The sequence below is a fragment of the Pseudomonas sp. 9_2_1 genome (genome assembly GCF_059295275.1).
In genome coordinates this window covers 3,720,994-3,738,131 of sequence record NZ_CM181239.1, presented here as the reverse complement: position 1 = coordinate 3,738,131, position 17,138 = coordinate 3,720,994, and the positions used below count along the sequence as shown (strand labels likewise).

Genomic DNA, 17,138 nt, shown 5'->3' with positions numbered 1-17,138 from the left:
TGCAGGAGTGCAGGTAGTTCCCTGGGCTGTGCTGGAGATTGCCGATGCTGCTTTGACTGCAACAGCCCTCTGTAGGAGCGGCCTTGCGTCGCGATGGGCCGCCAAGCGCCCCCCGGTCCCGATCAGGCCAACTGATAAGTGGTCTTGACCCGGGTGAAGAACTGCCGCGCATGCGTACCTTGTTCACGTGATCCCAGGCTAGACGCACCATTGCCGCCAAACGGTACGTGATAATCCACCCCGGCCGTAGGCAAGTTCACCATCACCATCCCCGCCGAACTGTTGCGCTTGAAGTGCTCGGCATGGCGCAGCGACGTGGTGACAATACCGGCGGACAAACCAAACGCTGTGTCTTCAGCCGCAGCGAGCGCTGCCTCATAGTCACCCACCTTGAGCACACTCAGCACCGGCCCGAAGATTTCCTCGCGGTAGATGCGCATGTCCGGGGTGACCTCGGTGAACAGTGCCGGGGTAAAGAAATATGCCCCCGCCTGGTTGTCGATACGCTCGCCGCCACACACCCGCTTCGCACCCTGTTCAAGGCCCGCAGCCACATACGACAGGTTTTGCTCCAGCTGCCGGCTGTCGACCACCGGCCCGATATCTGTGCTGGCCTGCAGTGCATCCCCCACCTTCAGCGCCCGGGTACGTTCGGCCAGGCGCGCGACAAAGGCATCGTGAATGCCTTCGGTCACGATCACCCGCGAGCTGGCGGTGCAGCGTTGGCCGGTGCTGTAGAACGAGCCGTTCAGCGCCACGTCCACTGCCTGCTCCAGGTCGGCATCGTCGAGCACCACCAGCGGGTTCTTGCCGCCCATCTCCAGCTGCACCTTTTTCATCCCTTCGGCGGCCAGGCGAGCGATCTGCCGGCCGGTGTGCTCGGAACCGGTAAAGCTGATGCCATCGACCAGTGGTGAACGAATGATCGTGTCACCCACGCTGCGCCCTGGGCCGATCAGCATGTTGAACACACCAGCCGGCAAACCGGCCCGGGCGATGATCTCGGCCAGGGCCCAGGCCGAGGAGGGCACCAGTTCGGCGGGTTTGAACACCACGCAGTTGCCAAAGCACAGGGCCGGGGCGATCTTCCATGCCGGGATGGCAATGGGGAAGTTCCAGGGGGCGATGATTCCGACCACGCCCAGCGGCTGGGTGAACACATCGATGCCGACGTCCTGGCGCACCGACTGGTACTTCTCACCTTCAGCGCGCAAGGCTTCCTGGGCGTAGAACTTGAACGAGCGCCCGGCGCGGTCCACTTCGCCCAGGGCTTCGCGAACGATCTTGCCTTCTTCGCGGGCCAGCAGCACGGCGAGCTCTTCACGGCGGGCAAGAATCTCGGTGCCGATAAAATCCAGCGCATCGGCGCGCTGCTGCGGGTTGCTGTGTGCCCAGGCCGGCTGCGCCCGACGCGCAGCAGCGATGGCCTGTTCGGTCAGCCGCTGGTCGGCGCGCTCGAAGCGTTCGACCACTTCACCCGGGTTGGACGGGTTGCGGTTTTCCAGGATGTCGGCGCTGCTGCCGAGCGCAACGAAAGTGCCGTCGACGTAGCTGCTTTTGGTAACGAGGGTCATGCGCTGCGGATCCTTTTGGCAGAAAGCTGGCGGGCGACGAAGTCGCTGATGTTGTCCACGGCGCTGTCCATCAGCTGCTGCATGGCGTCTTCGCTGCTCCAGGCGATATGCGGGTTGAGCAGGAAGTCGTCGCGCTCGATCAGCTGGAACAGCGGGTTGCTTGGGTGCAGCGGCTCGACTTCGACCACGTCCAGTGCCACGCCACCCAGGCGGTCTTGCTGCAGTGCCTGGATCAGCGCCGCTTCGTTGACCACACCACCACGGCCGGTGTTGATCACGAGGGCGTCGGGTTTCATCAGCGCCAGTTGCGGCGCATCGATCAGGTTGTGGGTTTCTGCTGTCAGCGGGCAGTTGATCGACAGCACATCACAGCTTTTCAGCAGTTCGGCCAAAGGCCGGCAGTCGGGACCCTGGCGCTGGCCGCCGCGGTCTTCGAACAGCACCTGCATGCCAAAGGCCCGCGCCAGGTGCGCCAGGCGCAGGGCAATCGGGCCGCTGCCGATGATTGCCAGCTGCTTGCCTCGCACATCGCGGATTCGGTGGTTGAAATAGATGTTCTGGTACGGTTTTTCACCGTCGTGCACTTGGCGCATCAGGCGGGCGAACGCGGCCGGGCGGCGGAACAGTTCGAGGATCATCGCCAGGCTGTGCTCGGCCACGGTATTGGCCGCATAGCCTGGTACGCTCGACACTTCGATGCCGTGGGCCTCGCAGTAGTCGACATCGACGATGTCGCGGCCGGTCAGGGCCAGCGAGATCATCTTCAGCCTGGGCAGCTGGCGCAGGTGCTCTTCGCGCAGCGGCACGCTGCAGGTCAGCGCCACGCTGGCGTTCTGCAGGTGTTCCAGCACCTGGTCGGGGTGGGTGTAGGCGAACTGCTGCCAGCTGTGCTCGCAGTCAGGGCGCTTCAGGCGGGTGGAAGGCGCCAGGCCTTCGTCGTCGAGGAAGACGATATGTTCGCTCACGGTGGTGTCCTTATTTCTTCTGCGCCGGGACGTAACCGGCCGGGGCCATGCCGACCAGCTGGCGGGTGATGAAACCGGCGTCCTGGTCGTGGTCTTCCAGCGACTCCTTGCGCACCAGGGCATCGCGGACCAGATGCGCGCCAAAGAAGCGGAACGGCTCGGGTGGCAGCAGCTTCATCTTTTGGTCGACCAGGCCGCAGTTGGCCCACTCGTCGTTGGCGTGGGTGGCCAGCGACTTGATGATGCGGCTGGCGAATACCGTGGTGGCCACGCCATTGCCGGAGAAGCCGATGCCATAGCTGACCGTCTGGTGTTGGTCGAGGTAGCCGAAGTTGGGCAGGCCTTTCATGGCGCGGTCGATCGGGCCGGTCCAGCTGCTGACCACTGGCACCTCTGCGAGCTGCGGGTACAAGCGGCGCAGTTCGGCGGCCACCTGGTCGGCAGCGGGTGAGGGTTTTTCATACAGGTTGCCGATGCGCCCGGCATAGGCGAACTGGCCCAGCGGCTTGCCGAATACCACGCGGCCGTCCGGGGTGTTGCGCCAGTAGTTGAGCACAGTGCGCGAGTCGGTCATGCATTCACCGCCGCTGAAGCCGATGGCATCGAGCTTGGCCTTGACCGGTGCGGTGGCGACCATGTCGCTGGACATGATCGCGATCATCCGGCGCAGCTCGGGGAACTGCGCGCCCCAGGCATTCAGCGCCAGCACCACGTGGTTGGCCTTCACCTGGCCTTTGGCGGTGTGCACCACCGGGTTTTTGCCACGCTGCAAGTGGGTAAACGGCGATTTCTCGAAAATCTGCACGCCCAGTTTCAGCGCCACGCGGCGCAGGCCGCGCGCCAGCATGGCTGGCTGCACGGTGGCGGCGTTGCGGTCGAAGATGCCGCCCAGCACCAGCGGCGAGCCTACACGGCCGCGGATGGTCTGGCGGTCCAGCTCCTGAAACGGGTTGACGTCGAGCTTCTGCAGGCCGTCGGTGAGCACCCGCCAGGAGTTCATCTGCCGCTGGTTGGTGGCGGTCCACAGCCAGCCGTCCTTGCGGTACTGGGCGTCGATGCCGTGTTCCTGGCAGAAGCTGCCGATCTCGTCGATGGCCGAGTCGGCGGCCTCGCAGATGCGCCGGGCCTCCACGTCTCCGCAGATGGTGCGTACCGACAGGTACTTGCCCCACCAGTTGGTGGCCACGCCACCGTTACGCCCGCTGGCACCCGAGCCGCAGCGGTCGCGCTCGACGATGACGACGGTTTTTTCCGGGTGAGCCTGTTTCAGGCGGATGGCCGACCACAGGCCAAGGAAACCACCGCCGACAATGCATACGTCGGCTTGAATCGAGTCCTGCAGGGCAGGGGCCAGGTCGTTGTCCAGGTCAAGCGCCTGGGCATACCAGAATCCACGGTACATGAGGGTGCCTCTGAGCATGTTTGTCTTGTGTCTACATGATGCTCAGCGGGCTGGCAGGGCCGATATTACAGTCATGACAATTGATAGAACGACGCCGCCTTTTGTCATGGATTTCCTATTTGTGGGGATGCATATGATATGACGGACGCAGGGCGCGCTTTAGAATGGCGCTATTGCGGATGTCATGAGGCTTACGTCCATGGTTGCTGAACTACAAATGGAACAGCGCACACAACCGGCGCCAGCGGCCGTCATCGCCGCCCAGGTCAAGCCCGAATTGCGCGTGGGCTTCGTGCTGATGAACCACTTCACCCTGGTGCCGGTGGCCGGGCTGGTGGATTCGCTGCGCTTTGCCGCCGACAAGTCGTTCCGCAGCCAGCAGGTGTTCTGCCAGTGGGACTGGATGACCCTTGACGACCAGCCGATCACCGCCAGCTGCGGCATGCCGATTTCACCGACCAAGCCGCTGAACCTGTTCGCCCAGTACGACTACATCGTGCTGGCTGGCGGCCTGCTGGAAGAAACACGTAACCCGCCGGCATGGTTGCTGGATGCGCTGCGCGAGGTGCATGCGGCCAATATCCCGATCATTGCCCTGTGTTCGGGCTCGTTCGTGCTGGGCAAGGCCGGGCTGCTCGATGGCCGCCGCTGCGCGTTGCACTTCACCTTGCGTGACGAGTTCAGGGAGCGCTTCCCGCTGGCCACGGCGGTGATCGACAAGAGCTATGTGGACGACCGCGGCATCATCACCTGCCCGGGCGGCACCGCCATCGACCTGGCGGCCAACCTGATCCGCAGGCATTGCGGCGCGGTGCGGGCGCAGAAGGGCCTTGAGTACCTGCTGGTGGATGAGCGCGCCGACGAGCAGGAGGGCAAGCCGGCCGGTGACAGTGTGTACCAGAACGACCGCGTGCAGCGGGCGATCAGCTTCATGCGCGCCAACCTCGATGCGTCGATGACGCTCAAGGCCGTGGCCGAAGCAGTGGGCACACACCCCCGGCAGTTGCACCGCGAGTTCGTCGCCAACACCCAGGAGCCGCCTGCCAACTACTGGCGCAAGCTGCGCCTGGACCATGCCCGGCGGTTGCTGGTGAATACCAGCCAGAACATCACCACCATTGCCCTGGCGTGCGGGTTTTCCGATGCTTCGCACTTCATCTTGTGGTTCCGCAAGCAGTATGGCGAGACGCCTTACAGCTTCCGCAAGCGGCGCCATGAAGTGGAGCGGTTTGACTGGCATGGCGACAAGGTGGGGCTGGACCCGGAGTTGTAAGCACCTGGATGGCGTCGACTTGAAACCCTGCACGATCTCTGCAGCAGCAGCCTTGTGCTGCGAAGAAGGCGATACTGCCGAAGCAGGTCGGTTGCCGAATGCCCTCTTCGCAGCACAGGCTGCTCCTGCAGGATCCCGCGATAGCTTGATTGCGCAGGGGATTCAGCGCTGGCCGAAGGCCTGGATCTCGATGCGGTACTCCGGCGCCGCCAAGGCGGCGCCGACGCAGGCTCTGACAGGTGGCTGGTCACCGACCCAGGCGTCATACACCGCGTTCATCGCCGCAAACTCGCTCATGTCGGCCAGCCAGATCTGCACCCGGGTCAGGTTGCCCTTGCCCGCGCCGATCTGCGTCAGCCACTGCTCCAGCTGGGCCAGCACGCAGCGGGTCTGCGCGGCGATGTCACCCGGTTGCAGGGCGACGATGCCCGAGGTTTCGATACGGTTGCCCACCAGCACCATCTGGCTGGCGCGCGGGCCGGGGTTGATGCGTTCGATCATTCGACTGCCTCCTCAGAACAGCACGTAGGTCTTGCGCAGGGTTTCGCGAATGTCCCACACACCCTCGCAGTTTTCCGGGAACAGCACGGCGTCCCCGGCGCGCAGTTCCACCGGCTCGCCACCGTCGGGGGTGAAGGTGCAGCAGCCGCTGATGATATGGCTGAACTCACGGTTTTTCAGGTGTCGGCGGAACACTCCCGGGCTGCTTTCCCACACGCCGATGCTGGCGCCGACAGCTTCGTCGGTCTGGTCCTGGGCGGTGGCCGCCTGGGCAACGGGTTCGCCGATGGGCAGGCGGGCAGGGGCCGGTGCACCCAAGGTGGTGGCGGCTGCATTGCGGACCACGGTAAGGACTTGGCTCATGAAATGGCTCCTTCAGGCTTTACGAGCGACGGGGTTGGTGGTGGATGACCGAGTACCGCTGCCAGCACCCAGGGCGGCGGCCTGCTGCAGGTCGAGCTTGCTGGTCTCGGGGGCCAGCCACCATGAGATCAGTGCGCCGAACAGCGAAATCAGCGCGGCGGCGAACATGGTGTTGGCGACCCCATAACTGGCAAGGGAGATCGGCACCAGGTAGGTCCCCACGGCGGCGCCGATGCGCGACAGCGAGGTGGCCAGGCCAACGGCCGAGGCACGGATCTCGGTGGGGAACAGTTCGTTGGGGTATACGTATTCGAGCACCTGGGCACCCCCGATCAGCACCGCATAGGCGCCGAACAGCACCAGCACGGTAGTAGGCGAGGCGTCCGGGAACGCGCCCAGCATCACCAGCGACATGCCCGACCAGAGGAAACTGTGGATCAGCATCTTGCGCCGGCCCAGGCGGTTGATCAGCCGGGTCGCCAGCAAGCAGCCCAGGGTGAACAGCAAAGTGATGACGATCGAGCCGTAGGCCGCCCAGTCCCCGGTCAGTTGCAGCGCCTGCAAGACCTTGGGGGCAAACGAGTAGATCGCGAACAGCGGGACGATGGCGCAGGTCCAGAACAAAGTCACGAACGCCATGCGCTTGCCATAGCCGGAGTGGAACAGCGACCACACCGACACCGGCTTGTCGCTGACCTGCTCCGGCAGGTCGGCCACGCCATAGTCCGGGCCGTAGACTCTCTTGATCACGGCATCGGCCTCGGCAGTGCGGCCTTTGCTCAGCAGCCAGCGGGGCGACTCGGGGGTGCCGCTGCGCGCCACCAGAAACAACGCACCGGGGATCAGGGCACTGGCCAGTACATAGCGCCAGCCGTCCTCGCCACCCACGCGCAGCAGCAGTTCGCCCACCATGTAGGCCACGGCAGCACCCGCGAACCACATCAGCACCATGGCCGCAAGCAACGGCCCGCGCTGCTTGCGTGGCAAAAATTCAGCCAGCAGCGAGGTGGCGATGGGGTAATCGGCACCGACGGCGATACCGATCAGCAGGCGCCAGGCGAACAACGCCCAGGCCGACTCGACCCAGAACTGCGCTACCGAAAAGCCGACAATGGCGATCAGGTCGACCAGGTAGAGCACTTTGCGCCCGTACTTGTCGGTGAACCAGCCACCGAGAAAACCACCCAGGAAAACCCCGATCAGCGCCGAGGCGGCGATCAGGCCCTCCCAGAAGGCCGACAGTTGCAAGGCGTTGGTGATCTGCAGCATGGCCACGCCGATAATGCTCAGCACATAGCCGTCGAGGAACGGGCCGCCGGCGGAGTAGACGGTGAGCTTGCGGTGGAAGGCATTAAGCGGGGCATCTTCTACAGAGCGTTTGGAAGTGGTCATTTGACTTGCCTCTTGTTGTTATTCACGCGTCAGCGCGGCGGCACTATGGCACCGGGGTTGCGGGGCTCCATATAACGGCTGGGACGAGTCATGGGATGCGCTGGCGAGGTGTGCCGAGGGCTTATGCAAGTTGTCCGGGATGTTCTAGAGGGGAGGGCGGTGGCTTTTCTATGGTGGGCTTGCCCGCGAAGCAGGCGCTGAAGATCCCCCAGAACAAACACAAGAACCCGGGATCCGTTCATGACCCGTCTTCCCTTGCAATCCCTCGACGGCGACCACTACGACGTGGTGGTCATCGGCGCTGGCGCAGTCGGTTGCGCCGCTGCCCGGCAACTGGCCGCGCGCTACCCGCTGTGGCAGATCCCGTTTCGCCCGTTCGACATGTGGCAGCGCCTGCGCTACACCCGCCAAGTGATGCGCTGCCGCGCCGAACTGGTCAAGGACATGCCCGACCACCTCACCAGACACCGCTTCCACGGGTGGCTGGAAGGGGCCACTGGCCTACCGGCGCCACAGCGTGCAGCAGGTTGCCAGCGCGGCAGGATGAGCTGAAGCATTTCGAGGACGATACGGCGCGGGTGTACCGCCAGCTGTAAAGCGGCTCAAGGATCAGCCTTGGGGCTGCGCAGCGCCGCGCGGGCGGCGCTGGACCTCACCGGCCCGGCAAACCAGCCTCACTCATGGCCCTGCACCCCGGCAATATGCCGCCCGGCTACATAGCCAAAGGTAAGCGCCGGCCCCAGGTTGATCCCCCCCGACGGATACCACCCGCCAAACACGCTGGCCATGTCGGTACCGGCCGCATACAGGCCCGGAATCGGCTGATCCGCCTGGTCCAGCACCCGGGCACTGCCATCGGTGCGCAGCCCGGCAAAGGTACCAAAGCAGCCAGGCTTCACCTTCACCGCATAGAATGGCCCATGCTCGATGGGCGCAACGCAAGGGTTAGGGCCCTTGTGGCCGGGGTCGCCCTGCTTGCGGTTGAACGGCGTGGAACCACGGCCAAACGCCGGGTCCTGCCCGTTGCGGGCATGGCCGTTGAAGTTGTTGACCGTAACGCGCAACCCGGCAGCATCGATACCACAAGCTTCAGCCAAGGCTTCGAGCGTGGCGCCTTGCTTGAGGTAGCCGCTGCGTACGTGCGGCCACACCGGCAGTGGCGCCGGGCGGGCATGGCCCAGACCGTAGCGGCGCAGAAAGCGGTGGTCGCAGATCAGCCAGGAGCACACTTCCTCCCCCTGCGGCACCGCCGCGACCATCGCCGAGACATAGTCGTAGTAACCATGCGCTTCGTTGACGAAACGCTTGCCGTTGGCCAGCACCCCGATGATGCCTGGTTTGCCGCGTTCGATGATGTGCGGAAAGTGGCCGACGCTGCCATCGCGGTACGGCACCTGCGATACCGGCGCCCAGGCCACCGCCGATTTCAGGTCGGTAGCCACCACGCCACCGGCCGACTCGCCCAGGCGCAAGCCATCGCCTGAGCAGCCCTTGGGCGGCAGGGCCAGGTTGTCATGGCCGCTGGCATCGCGCGGGAACAACTGCTGGCGCCGGGCGTTGTCGTTGGGGAAACCGCCTGCCGCCAGTACCACGGCCTTGGCGCGGATCAGCTGCTCGCCGTGCGCTGTGGTCACCCACGCGCCGCGTACCTGGCCGGCCTCGACCAGCAGGTGTCTGGCCGGCGCCGACTCCCGCAGCTGCACCCCCAGGTCCTGTGCCGACTTGGCCAGGCGCGCCACCAGCGCCACGCCGTTGACCAGGTGCATCGCCCGGCCGTATCGGGCCAGGTGGTAAAGATGGCAAGCGAAGCGTTTGCACACGTGCAGCAGGGCCTTGGGTGAGCGGGTCATGTTGAGGAACGCCGCCAGGTCGGCACCGGCCATGATCGGCATGCCCATGAACGAGGTTTCGCGCATCGTCCTGCGCAGGCGCGGCAGCAACTCACCGACTTCACGGGCGTCATAGGGCGCCGCGATCACCTGGTGCCCGCCCTGGGCCGCGCCAGGCGTGTCGCCATGCATATCCGGGATGCCATTGCCGTCGGCAAACTGCAGCGCCGTGTGCTTTTCGAAAAACGCCACCATGTGCGGGCAGGCTTCAAGGAAGGCATCGACGCGCTCTGCGTTGTAACCGGCGCCCAATTCATTGCGCAGGTAAGTCCGTGGCTGCTCGATGTCTTCCTCGATGCCGGCCCTGCGCGCCAGCGGGTTGCGCGGCACCCAGGCCCAGCCGCCGGACCACGCGGTGGCGCCGCCGAATACCGGCTCCTTCTCCACCACGATCACCTTCTGCCCATGCCAGGCTGCCGTTACGGCCGCTGCCAGCCCGGCGGCACCTGAGCCTATGACCAGTACATCGCATTCGGTTTCGACGGGGGTGGAAGGCATTGCGTAATCCCTCTTTTATTATTGGAACGTGATTCCATATTCTCTGTGCGGGGCCAGCTGACTTTCAAGGTCAGGTTGCTGGAACCGGGTGAGTAATGGGCGATCACCGGACATTTAACGGGGTCTGGGCTGCAGGGCTATCTGTGATGTGGAATCATCTTCTAGAATCCAAAAAAACTTCAGGGACCTGTGTCATGGCTGGCAGTCAGATCGAACGCGCCTTCAGTCTTGTAGAAAGCCTTACCGGCGAACCGCAAGGGTTGCCGCTGCAAACCCTGGCCGAGCGCCTGGATATCCCCAAAAGCGCTGCACACCGCATGCTTGCCGAGCTGATACGGCTGGGTTATGTGCGCCAGAACCGTGACAACAGCCGCTACCAGTTGTCGGCCAAGCTGGTGGCCCAGGGCTTCCGTTACCTGGCCAGCAGTGGTGCCGACATCATCCAGCCAATTCTCGACCGCCTGGCCCAGGACAGCGGCGAACTGGTGCGGCTTGGCGTGATCGATGGCGCTCGCCAGACTTGGATCGCCAAGTCCCAGGGCGCCCGTTCCGGGCTGCGTTACGACCCGGACATGGGCCGCGACGCCCCGCTGTTCTATACCGCTTCGGGGCATGCCTGGCTGGCCAGCCTGGACGATGAACAGGCCGTGCAGATGGTGCTGCGCCAGGGCATTGCCGACCCTGCGCAGTTCGGCCCGAATGCGCCGCGCTCCACCGATGATCTGCTTGCCTACCTGCAGGGCGCCCGCGAACGCGGCTATGCCTGGGTCGAACAGACCTCGGCAATCGGCACCTCGGCCTTGGCCGCCGTGGTACGCCGCCCGCAAAGTGACGAGGTCATCGGCGTGCTGAGCATCGCCGGGCCCAGTGCGCGCCTGGCGCCAAGCCGCCTGGCAGAGCTGGCGCCGCTGTTGCTGGCAGCCGCGCAAGAGCTTTCGGCGGCCAGCCTGGCCAGTGAGCTGTTTGCCTGATAACGCATTTCCGGTCGATTACCGCACAGTCTGCTCTACGGCTTCTTCTGAAAAGCTGAACTTGGTTCTAAATTGTCAAATGTGAATTGTGGAACAGCGTTTCATAAATTTCTCGACAACAAAGACAAGAGGACAGGCTGTTGAACGCACCCCTTCGTATTGCCTTGATCGGCGCCGGCATCATGGGCCGCCAGCATTACCGGCACTTGCTCAATGTGCCGCAGGCCCAGCTCTGTGCGGTGGCCGATCCGGGCCCGCAGGCCGAGGCCTTCGCCGCCGAATGCGGCGTGCCCTGTTTTGCCGACCACCGCCAGATGCTGGAGCGCGTGCGCCCCGAGGCGGTGATCGTCGCCAACCCGAACAACCTGCATGTCGCCACCGCGCTGGATTGCGTCGAAGCCGGCGTACCGGTGCTGGTGGAAAAGCCTGTGGGTGTGCATCTGGATGAAGTCCGAGCCTTGGTAGAGGCGTCGCGTCGCCGGGCTGTGCCGGTGCTGGTGGGCCACCACCGCCGCCATAACCCGCTGATCGCCAAGGCGCACCAGGTGATCACCGACGGCAAACTGGGCCGGCTGATCAACGTCACCGCGCTGTGGCAGCTGCAAAAACCCGACAGCTACTTTGAAACCCCTTGGCGCCGCGAACCGGGGGCGGGTTTTTTGCTGACCAACCTGATCCATGACCTCGACCTGCTGCGCCACCTGTGCGGCGAGGTGGTACAGGTGCAGGCGTTCACCCGCAACGATGTACGCGGTTTTGCCAATGAAGACAGCGCCGCCGTGCTGCTGCAGTTTGCCAATGGTGCGCTGGGCAGCCTGACCGGCTCCGACGCGGTGGCCGCGCCCTGGAGTTGGGAGCTGGATTCGGGGGAGAGCCCGATATACCCACGCCAGGACGGCCAACCATGCTACCTGCTGGCCGGCACCGAGGGTTCTCTGAGCATTCCCCAGCTCAAGCGCTGGCACTACGCCGAAGCTGGCGCGGGTTGGCACACGCCGTTGTTGCAAAGTGAGGAGCGCGTCCCTGCGGGCGAAGCCTTGACCTTGCAGTTGCAACACTTCGTGCGCGTGGCCCGTGGTGAACAGGCACCGCTGATCGATGCCGCCGATGGCGGCCGCACGCTGGCGCTGATCGAAGCAATTCGCCAGGCCGCGCAAAGCGGTCGGGCCTGCGCGCCTGAACACATTGCCTGACCCGACCTCCCTGTTTTCTGGTGACGATAATGACTGATCGAATTTTCTCCCTGGCCGCCTTGACGGTGCTTGAGCTTTCCCCGCCTGACATGATCGAGGCGGCGGCCCGCGCCGGTTACAGCCATGTCGGCCTACGCCTGGTGCCGGCCACCGAACAGGAGCAGCACTTCCCGCTGGTCGCCGATGCCGACCTGCGCCGGAAGACCCAGGCGCGCCTGCGCGACACCGGCATCAAGGTGCTCGACCTGGAGATCCTGCGCCTGAAGCCGGAAACCTGTGTAGCCGATTTCGAGCCGATCCTGGCGGTGGGTGCCGAGCTGGGTGGCAGCGAATTGCTGGTGGCGGGCAACGACCCGGACGAAGCACGTTTGACTGAACGCTTTGCCGTGTTGTGCGACCTGGCGGCGGGTTACGGTATTCATCCGCACCTGGAGTTCATGCCCTGGACCGACGTGCCTGACTTGCGCCAGGCCATGCGGGTAGTGACCAACGCCGACCGAGCCAATGGCTGCGTGCTGGTGGATGCCTTCCACGTCAACCGTTCTCGCTCGTCGCTGGACGACCTGCTGCAGCTGGCGCCGCAGCGCATGCGCTATGCCCAGCTGTGCGACGTCGCCGGTCCGGTACCGGCCGACATGGACGAGATCCTGCGCCAGGCCCGCAACGAGCGGCGCTTCCCGGGCGAGGGCGATGCCGACCTGGTCGGCTTGCTGCGGGCATTGCCGGCCAGCGTGCCGCTGAGCCTGGAAATCCCTACGCGGCAGTTGCTGGAGCAGGGTATCAGCGGTGAGCAGCGTGCGCGCATGGCGCTGGAGAAGGCCATGGCGGTGTTGGCCTTGGTCTGAAAAGGTTGGGGGATGCGTGGGTCCTGGGGGCGCTACGACTTTGGGGAGTGTCAGGTTTTTTGTGTGCGGGCCGGTAACGGCCTGCCGCACGGCAGGCCTTGATTTCACCAGGTTGGCCTGATGAACCGATCTCCGTACAGAATCGCAAATTGATTCATCGCACTTTTCCAGTCATGCGCCGCTGACCCCCAGTTCGCTGTGATGTTGCGCAGCCCCAGCCAGATCAGTTTGGTCGCCGCGTCGTCGTTCGGGAAGTGACCGCGGGTTTTGATGATCTTGCGTAGCTGAGCGTTGATACTCTCGATGGCATTGGTGGTGTAGATCACCTTCCGGATGGCCGGTGGGAAAGCAAAGAACGGAATCACTCGATCCCACGCCCGTCGCCAGGCAGTCACCACTGTTGGATATTGCGTGCCCCAAGGCCCGCTTTCAAACTCATCCAGTGCCTGTTCAGCCGCCTGGGCGTTGATGGCCTGATAGATCGGTTTGAGAGCCTTGGCCAAGGCTCGACGCTTGTCCCAGGCCGCATAAGCGAGGCTGTTGCGGATCAGGTGGACGATGCAGGTCTGCAGTGTCGTCTCCGGAAATACTGCACTGAGCGCTTCCGGCATGCCTTTGAGGCCGTCGGTTACGGCAATCAGCACATCCTCGACGCCGCGCGTCCTGAGGTCATTGAACACCTTCATCCAGAACTTCGCACCTTCGGTGTTCTCAATCCAGATGCCAAGAATATCGCGCGTTCCATCTGGCAAAACGCCCAGTGCCAAGTAGATCGCTTTATTGCGAACCAAGCCTTCTTCGCGAATTTTGACCCGCAGAGCATCAAAGAAAATGACCGGATACATCGGTTCCAGAGGCCGCTGTTGCCACGCGCCAATCTCCTCCATGACCTCGTCGGTCACGGAACTGATGAAGTCGGGCGAGACCTCTGTTCCATACTGCTCGGAGAGAAAGGCACGGATTTCTCTGACCGTCATACCGCGGGCATACATGGCGATGATCTTGTCGTCAAAACCGGTGTAACGGCGCTCATGTTTGGGGATCAAAATGGGCGAAAAGCTGCCATCCCGGTCACGAGGGATATCCAGCCTTAGCGGGCCATCACCAGTGAGTACCGTTTTGCCGCTCTTCCCATTTCGCTGGTTTGTTTCATCCTCCGGGCGCTGCGCGCCCGGTGGATAGCCCAGGTGATGACCCAGTTCGGCATTCAAGGCTCGCTCTATCAGCGCCTTCTTGAATGCCGCAGAGGCCTCTTCGATGGCTTCTGCGGTCATCAGCGGAACAGCGGAAAACTGTTCCAGCAGCTCTTGCGGAACCTTTGGTAACTCTCGGAGCGGTTTTTTTTTGGTTGGCATACATGCACCTCTTACTCATGTTATGCCCGAACACAAAATTTCTGACACCCTCCGACTTTGACAAATTGCATCGGGCTGACAGGCACTGCACCGCTTGCGGCAAGCACCTGTCCGCCCCGAAGCGCTCCCTGTAGGATCCCCGGCGAAGAGGCCAGGCGACAAAGATGCGGGCGCTATCAATTACCAGGCCATCGCCCGGTCCCACCCCTTCCAGAACAACCACCGCCGCACCTCGCCATGCGCCCCGGTGCCGATCTGCCAAGCCGGCCGCCCGCTGTCCAGCGCAATTACCGAAACAATCCCCGCATGGCTCGCCGCCACCAGCGTACGCCCGTCGGCGCTGACATCCATCGCACTGATGGTCGAACCCAGGTAATGCTGCCAATGCTCATTGCCATCTTCGCCAAATGCCCGCAGGTAGCCATAGGCATCGCCGACGATATACTCGCCGTCGCGCGCGACCCCGGCGTACACCCGTGCACCTTCCTGGATCAACGGGGTACGTGGGTCCTGGCTGTAGTAGTCGGTATCCAGCCCCGGCAGATCGGCCACTCTCACCGCCAGCGTGGCGCCGCTGTAGAAGTGGCAGGCATTGAGGATGACCTGGTCGCCCGCACGGTTGAACAGCGCAAAGTGCGGGTACTCGCTGCAAGGGCCGATTGCGGCCAGTGGTTCGAGTCGGTCATTGAACACCAGGTGCCGGCTGCCTTGCTCACCGGTCACGATCAGCCGGCCATCCACCGAGATTGCCGCATGCTCCATGCTCAGCCCCAGGCTGATGTCTTCCGGTTCGGTGCCTTCGGCCAGTTCATCGAGTACCCGCGCCTGGTGTGGCAGCAGGCGGGTCGCACCCTGGCCGGCCAGCACGAAGATACCCTCGGCACTCACCAGCAGCACCCGCTGGCCATCGGGGAAGGGGATCAGCGCTGTTGGCGTGGGGGGCAAATCGAACGGCTCGAACGGGTAACCGGGCGGCAAGCCCTCCAGCCCCGTGGGCCAGGCCAGGCGCTGGACCTGCGGACCGCCCCAGCCATCGGTCACACGCACGCCCTCGGCATTGGCCAAAGCGAAATAGCGCCGAGCGGGGCAACGGCCGAAGTGGTCTGTGCCGATCACCGGGGTCACCCCGTGCTGGTCGATTCGCACCACCTGGCCTTTCTCATGCGGCATGCCGATGCGGGCCAGCAGGCTGCCGTCCTCCAGCAGCAGGACGTTGCCGATGCCTTGGCCGTGTTCATCGAGCAACGGCACCAGGGGGTGGTGCGCAGGGGGCCAGGCCTGGCGGAAGGCCTGGCGCTGTTGCGCGTCGACGCCAGGGCGGTTGGCTGCCTGCAGGGCCGCCTGCCAGGCATCCAGCAGGTGCCCGGTGGCCGGCGGCTGCGGCGCCTCGAGGTTGTCCCAGCCTTGCGCGCGGCCCTGCGCGACGTAGTCGTTGACGGCCTGGGCATAGGCGATGACCGCCTGCTGCCACTGCTGCTGGGGGTGCTGCTTGTCCATGAGTGGATCGGGCTCCTTGTTGCAAACGCGTTTCACACAAAGCGCTCATGGTACTCCTTCTGCCTGCCTTGCGGTTGTGAGCCCCCGGCTTGACGCGTACCATGCCGGCCATTCCTATCCATAACAAAGCGTACGTCGTCACCCCTGCAAGCGGGTGGTCGGCGTGCGACCTGTCGCCTTGTGCGGAGAAGCGGTTTCCACCATGAACGGACCCATACCCACCCACCTGCCGCCGACGGCGGGCAGCGGCAGCTGGCTGAGCGTGATCGCGCTGGCCTTGGCTGCCTTCATCTTCAACACCACCGAATTCGTTCCGGTGGCGTTGCTCAGCGACATCGGCCGTAGCTTCGACATGAGCACCGCCCAGGTGGGCCTGATGCTGACCATCTACGCCTGGGTGGTGGCGCTGGCCTCGCTGCCGATGATGCTGCTGACCCGCAATATCGAACGGCGCCGCCTGCTGCTTTTCGTGTTCCTGGTATTCATTGTCAGCCACCTGCTGTCGTGGCTATCGCAAAGCTTTGCCATGCTGCTGGTCAGCCGTATCGGCATTGCCCTGGCGCACGCGGTGTTCTGGGCCATCACCGCCTCGCTGGCGGTGCGTGTGGCGCCACCGGGCCAGCAGGCCAAGGCGTTGGGCCTGCTGGCCACCGGCACCACACTGGCCATGGTTCTGGGCATTCCGCTGGGCCGTGTGGTGGGCGAGGCCCTGGGCTGGCGCATCACCTTCCTGAGCATTGCCGGGGTGGCGCTGGTCACCATGCTGTGCCTGATGAAATCGCTGCCGCTGTTGCCCAGCCAGAATTCGGGCTCGCTGCGCAGCCTGCCGATCCTGTTCAAGCGCCCGGCGCTGGTCATTACCTATGTGCTGGTAACCCTGGTGATCACCGCGCAGTTCACCGCCTACAGCTATATCGAGCCGTTCGCCCTGCACGTGGCGCAGATCAGTGGCGAGCGCACCACGTTGTTGCTGCTGCTGTTTGGCGGTGCCGGGGTGTTCGGATCGGTGCTGTTCAGCCGCTACAGCGACCGCTTCCCCCAGGGTTTCCTGGTCGGCTCGATCGGCCTGCTCGCCGCGTGCCTGCTGTTGCTGTGGCCAATGTCGGGCAACTTCTATCTGTTCGCTGCGCTGAGCATGTTCTGGGGTGTGGCGATCCTGAGCTTCAGCCTGGCGTTGCAGGCCAAGACCCTGAAGCTGGCGTCCGACGCCACAGACGTGGCCATGGCGCTGTTCTCGGGCATCTACAACATCGGCATCGGCGGTGGAGCGTTGTTGGGCAGTATCGTCAGCAGCCAGACGGGCGTGGCGCATATCGGCCTGGTGGGGGGGAGCGTGGCGGTGGTCGGGTTGCTGCTGGCCGTTGCCAGCATCCGCCGGTTTCGGGAGGCGGTAAGCAGCTGAACACCCCCCTCGCCAATC

Annotated in this window: 15 protein-coding genes; 6 read left to right on the top strand and 9 right to left on the bottom strand. The window is 64.2% G+C overall.

The window, feature by feature from the left end:
- Window positions 1–122 precede the first annotated feature (122 nt).
- Genes AC5O5I_RS16885 through AC5O5I_RS16875 form a run of 3 tightly spaced genes read right to left on the bottom strand, consistent with a single transcriptional unit; the run spans window position 123 to window position 3,941 of the window.
- Window positions 123–1,574: an aldehyde dehydrogenase family protein gene (locus tag AC5O5I_RS16885; RefSeq protein WP_172233049.1), complete on the bottom strand. Its 1,452-nt coding sequence runs from the start codon at window positions 1,572–1,574 to the stop codon at window positions 123–125.
- Window positions 1,571–2,539 (bottom strand): NAD(P)-dependent oxidoreductase, encoded by a 969-nt coding sequence (locus tag AC5O5I_RS16880; RefSeq protein WP_494511199.1) that lies wholly within the window; start codon window positions 2,537–2,539, stop codon window positions 1,571–1,573. The genes AC5O5I_RS16885 and AC5O5I_RS16880 overlap by 4 nt, the downstream gene beginning before the upstream one ends.
- A gap of 10 nt (window positions 2,540–2,549) precedes the next feature.
- On the bottom strand, window positions 2,550–3,941 hold the full coding sequence (locus AC5O5I_RS16875; protein WP_494511198.1) for an NAD(P)/FAD-dependent oxidoreductase: 1,392 nt from the start codon (window positions 3,939–3,941) through the stop codon (window positions 2,550–2,552).
- A 199-nt stretch (window positions 3,942–4,140) separates the two neighbouring features.
- Between AC5O5I_RS16875 and AC5O5I_RS16870 the strand changes: the two genes are divergently transcribed.
- Window positions 4,141–5,214, top strand: coding sequence for a GlxA family transcriptional regulator (locus AC5O5I_RS16870; RefSeq protein WP_172228438.1), 1,074 nt, complete (start codon window positions 4,141–4,143; stop codon window positions 5,212–5,214).
- 162 nt (window positions 5,215–5,376) lie between these two features.
- Here AC5O5I_RS16870 and AC5O5I_RS16865 read toward each other — a convergent pair whose 3' ends face one another.
- From AC5O5I_RS16865 to AC5O5I_RS16855, 3 genes are read right to left on the bottom strand one after another with little or no spacing between them, the layout of a single operon-like run.
- Complete coding sequence (locus AC5O5I_RS16865) at window positions 5,377–5,715, bottom strand: RidA family protein (RefSeq protein WP_172228436.1); 339 nt, start codon at window positions 5,713–5,715, stop codon at window positions 5,377–5,379.
- 12 nt (window positions 5,716–5,727) lie between these two features.
- The gene (locus tag AC5O5I_RS16860; protein ID WP_172228434.1) at window positions 5,728–6,078 is read right to left on the bottom strand and encodes a cupin domain-containing protein; all 351 of its coding nucleotides are present in this window, start codon (window positions 6,076–6,078) and stop codon (window positions 5,728–5,730) included.
- Between the two features lie 12 nt (window positions 6,079–6,090).
- Window positions 6,091–7,470 carry an MFS transporter gene (locus AC5O5I_RS16855; RefSeq protein WP_172228432.1) on the bottom strand — a complete coding sequence of 460 codons (1,380 nt, stop codon included), beginning with the start codon at window positions 7,468–7,470 and terminating at the stop codon, window positions 6,091–6,093.
- A gap of 240 nt (window positions 7,471–7,710) precedes the next feature.
- Here AC5O5I_RS16855 and AC5O5I_RS16850 point away from each other — a divergent pair, with 240 nt between their 5' ends.
- Window positions 7,711–8,022, top strand: a complete 312-nt coding sequence (locus tag AC5O5I_RS16850) for a hypothetical protein (protein ID WP_172286528.1) — start codon at window positions 7,711–7,713, stop codon at window positions 8,020–8,022.
- Between the two features lie 122 nt (window positions 8,023–8,144).
- Here AC5O5I_RS16850 and AC5O5I_RS16845 read toward each other — a convergent pair whose 3' ends face one another.
- Entirely contained in the window at window positions 8,145–9,857 is a 1,713-nt protein-coding gene (locus AC5O5I_RS16845; protein ID WP_494511197.1) for an FAD-dependent oxidoreductase, read from the bottom strand.
- Between the two features lie 194 nt (window positions 9,858–10,051).
- Here AC5O5I_RS16845 and AC5O5I_RS16840 point away from each other — a divergent pair, with 194 nt between their 5' ends.
- From AC5O5I_RS16840 to AC5O5I_RS16830, 3 genes are all read left to right on the top strand, one after another.
- On the top strand, window positions 10,052–10,828 hold the full coding sequence (locus tag AC5O5I_RS16840) for an IclR family transcriptional regulator (protein WP_494511196.1): 777 nt from the start codon (window positions 10,052–10,054) through the stop codon (window positions 10,826–10,828).
- Window positions 10,829–10,968: 140 nt separating this feature from the next.
- Entirely contained in the window at window positions 10,969–12,021 is a 1,053-nt protein-coding gene (locus AC5O5I_RS16835; RefSeq protein WP_172286149.1) for a Gfo/Idh/MocA family protein, read from the top strand.
- A gap of 29 nt (window positions 12,022–12,050) precedes the next feature.
- Window positions 12,051–12,866 carry a sugar phosphate isomerase/epimerase family protein gene (locus AC5O5I_RS16830; protein WP_494511195.1) on the top strand — a complete coding sequence of 272 codons (816 nt, stop codon included), beginning with the start codon at window positions 12,051–12,053 and terminating at the stop codon, window positions 12,864–12,866.
- A 104-nt stretch (window positions 12,867–12,970) separates the two neighbouring features.
- Here the strand turns inward: AC5O5I_RS16830 and AC5O5I_RS16825 are convergent, their stop codons facing one another.
- The gene (locus tag AC5O5I_RS16825) at window positions 12,971–14,221 is read right to left on the bottom strand and encodes an IS256 family transposase (RefSeq protein ID WP_494510981.1); all 1,251 of its coding nucleotides are present in this window, start codon (window positions 14,219–14,221) and stop codon (window positions 12,971–12,973) included.
- Window positions 14,222–14,401: 180 nt separating this feature from the next.
- Window positions 14,402–15,718 carry a WD40 repeat domain-containing protein gene (locus AC5O5I_RS16820; RefSeq protein WP_172228701.1) on the bottom strand — a complete coding sequence of 439 codons (1,317 nt, stop codon included), beginning with the start codon at window positions 15,716–15,718 and terminating at the stop codon, window positions 14,402–14,404.
- A 202-nt stretch (window positions 15,719–15,920) separates the two neighbouring features.
- Here AC5O5I_RS16820 and AC5O5I_RS16815 point away from each other — a divergent pair, with 202 nt between their 5' ends.
- Window positions 15,921–17,120: a sugar transporter gene (locus AC5O5I_RS16815; RefSeq protein WP_494511194.1), complete on the top strand. Its 1,200-nt coding sequence runs from the start codon at window positions 15,921–15,923 to the stop codon at window positions 17,118–17,120.
- The last annotated feature ends 18 nt before the right edge of the window (window positions 17,121–17,138 follow it).

Excerpts from the sequence above, each read along its gene's own strand:
- AC5O5I_RS16850 (WP_172286528.1), top strand. The coding sequence starts at position 7,711 with ATGACCCGTCTTCCCTTGCAATCCCTCGACGGCGACCACTACGACGTG.
- AC5O5I_RS16840 (WP_494511196.1), top strand. The coding sequence starts at position 10,052 with ATGGCTGGCAGTCAGATCGAACGCGCCTTCAGTCTTGTAGAAAGCCTT.
- AC5O5I_RS16865 (WP_172228436.1), bottom strand. The coding sequence starts at position 5,715 with ATGATCGAACGCATCAACCCCGGCCCGCGCGCCAGCCAGATGGTGCTG.
- AC5O5I_RS16885 (WP_172233049.1), bottom strand. The coding sequence starts at position 1,574 with ATGACCCTCGTTACCAAAAGCAGCTACGTCGACGGCACTTTCGTTGCG.
- AC5O5I_RS16855 (WP_172228432.1), bottom strand. The coding sequence starts at position 7,470 with ATGACCACTTCCAAACGCTCTGTAGAAGATGCCCCGCTTAATGCCTTC.
- AC5O5I_RS16830 (WP_494511195.1), top strand. The coding sequence starts at position 12,051 with ATGACTGATCGAATTTTCTCCCTGGCCGCCTTGACGGTGCTTGAGCTT.
- AC5O5I_RS16820 (WP_172228701.1), bottom strand. The coding sequence starts at position 15,718 with ATGGACAAGCAGCACCCCCAGCAGCAGTGGCAGCAGGCGGTCATCGCC.
- AC5O5I_RS16815 (WP_494511194.1), top strand. The coding sequence starts at position 15,921 with ATGAACGGACCCATACCCACCCACCTGCCGCCGACGGCGGGCAGCGGC.
- AC5O5I_RS16870 (WP_172228438.1), top strand. The coding sequence starts at position 4,141 with ATGGTTGCTGAACTACAAATGGAACAGCGCACACAACCGGCGCCAGCG.
- AC5O5I_RS16845 (WP_494511197.1), bottom strand. The coding sequence starts at position 9,857 with ATGCCTTCCACCCCCGTCGAAACCGAATGCGATGTACTGGTCATAGGC.
- AC5O5I_RS16875 (WP_494511198.1), bottom strand. The coding sequence starts at position 3,941 with ATGTACCGTGGATTCTGGTATGCCCAGGCGCTTGACCTGGACAACGAC.
- AC5O5I_RS16860 (WP_172228434.1), bottom strand. The coding sequence starts at position 6,078 with ATGAGCCAAGTCCTTACCGTGGTCCGCAATGCAGCCGCCACCACCTTG.
- AC5O5I_RS16825 (WP_494510981.1), bottom strand. The coding sequence starts at position 14,221 with ATGCCAACCAAAAAAAAACCGCTCCGAGAGTTACCAAAGGTTCCGCAA.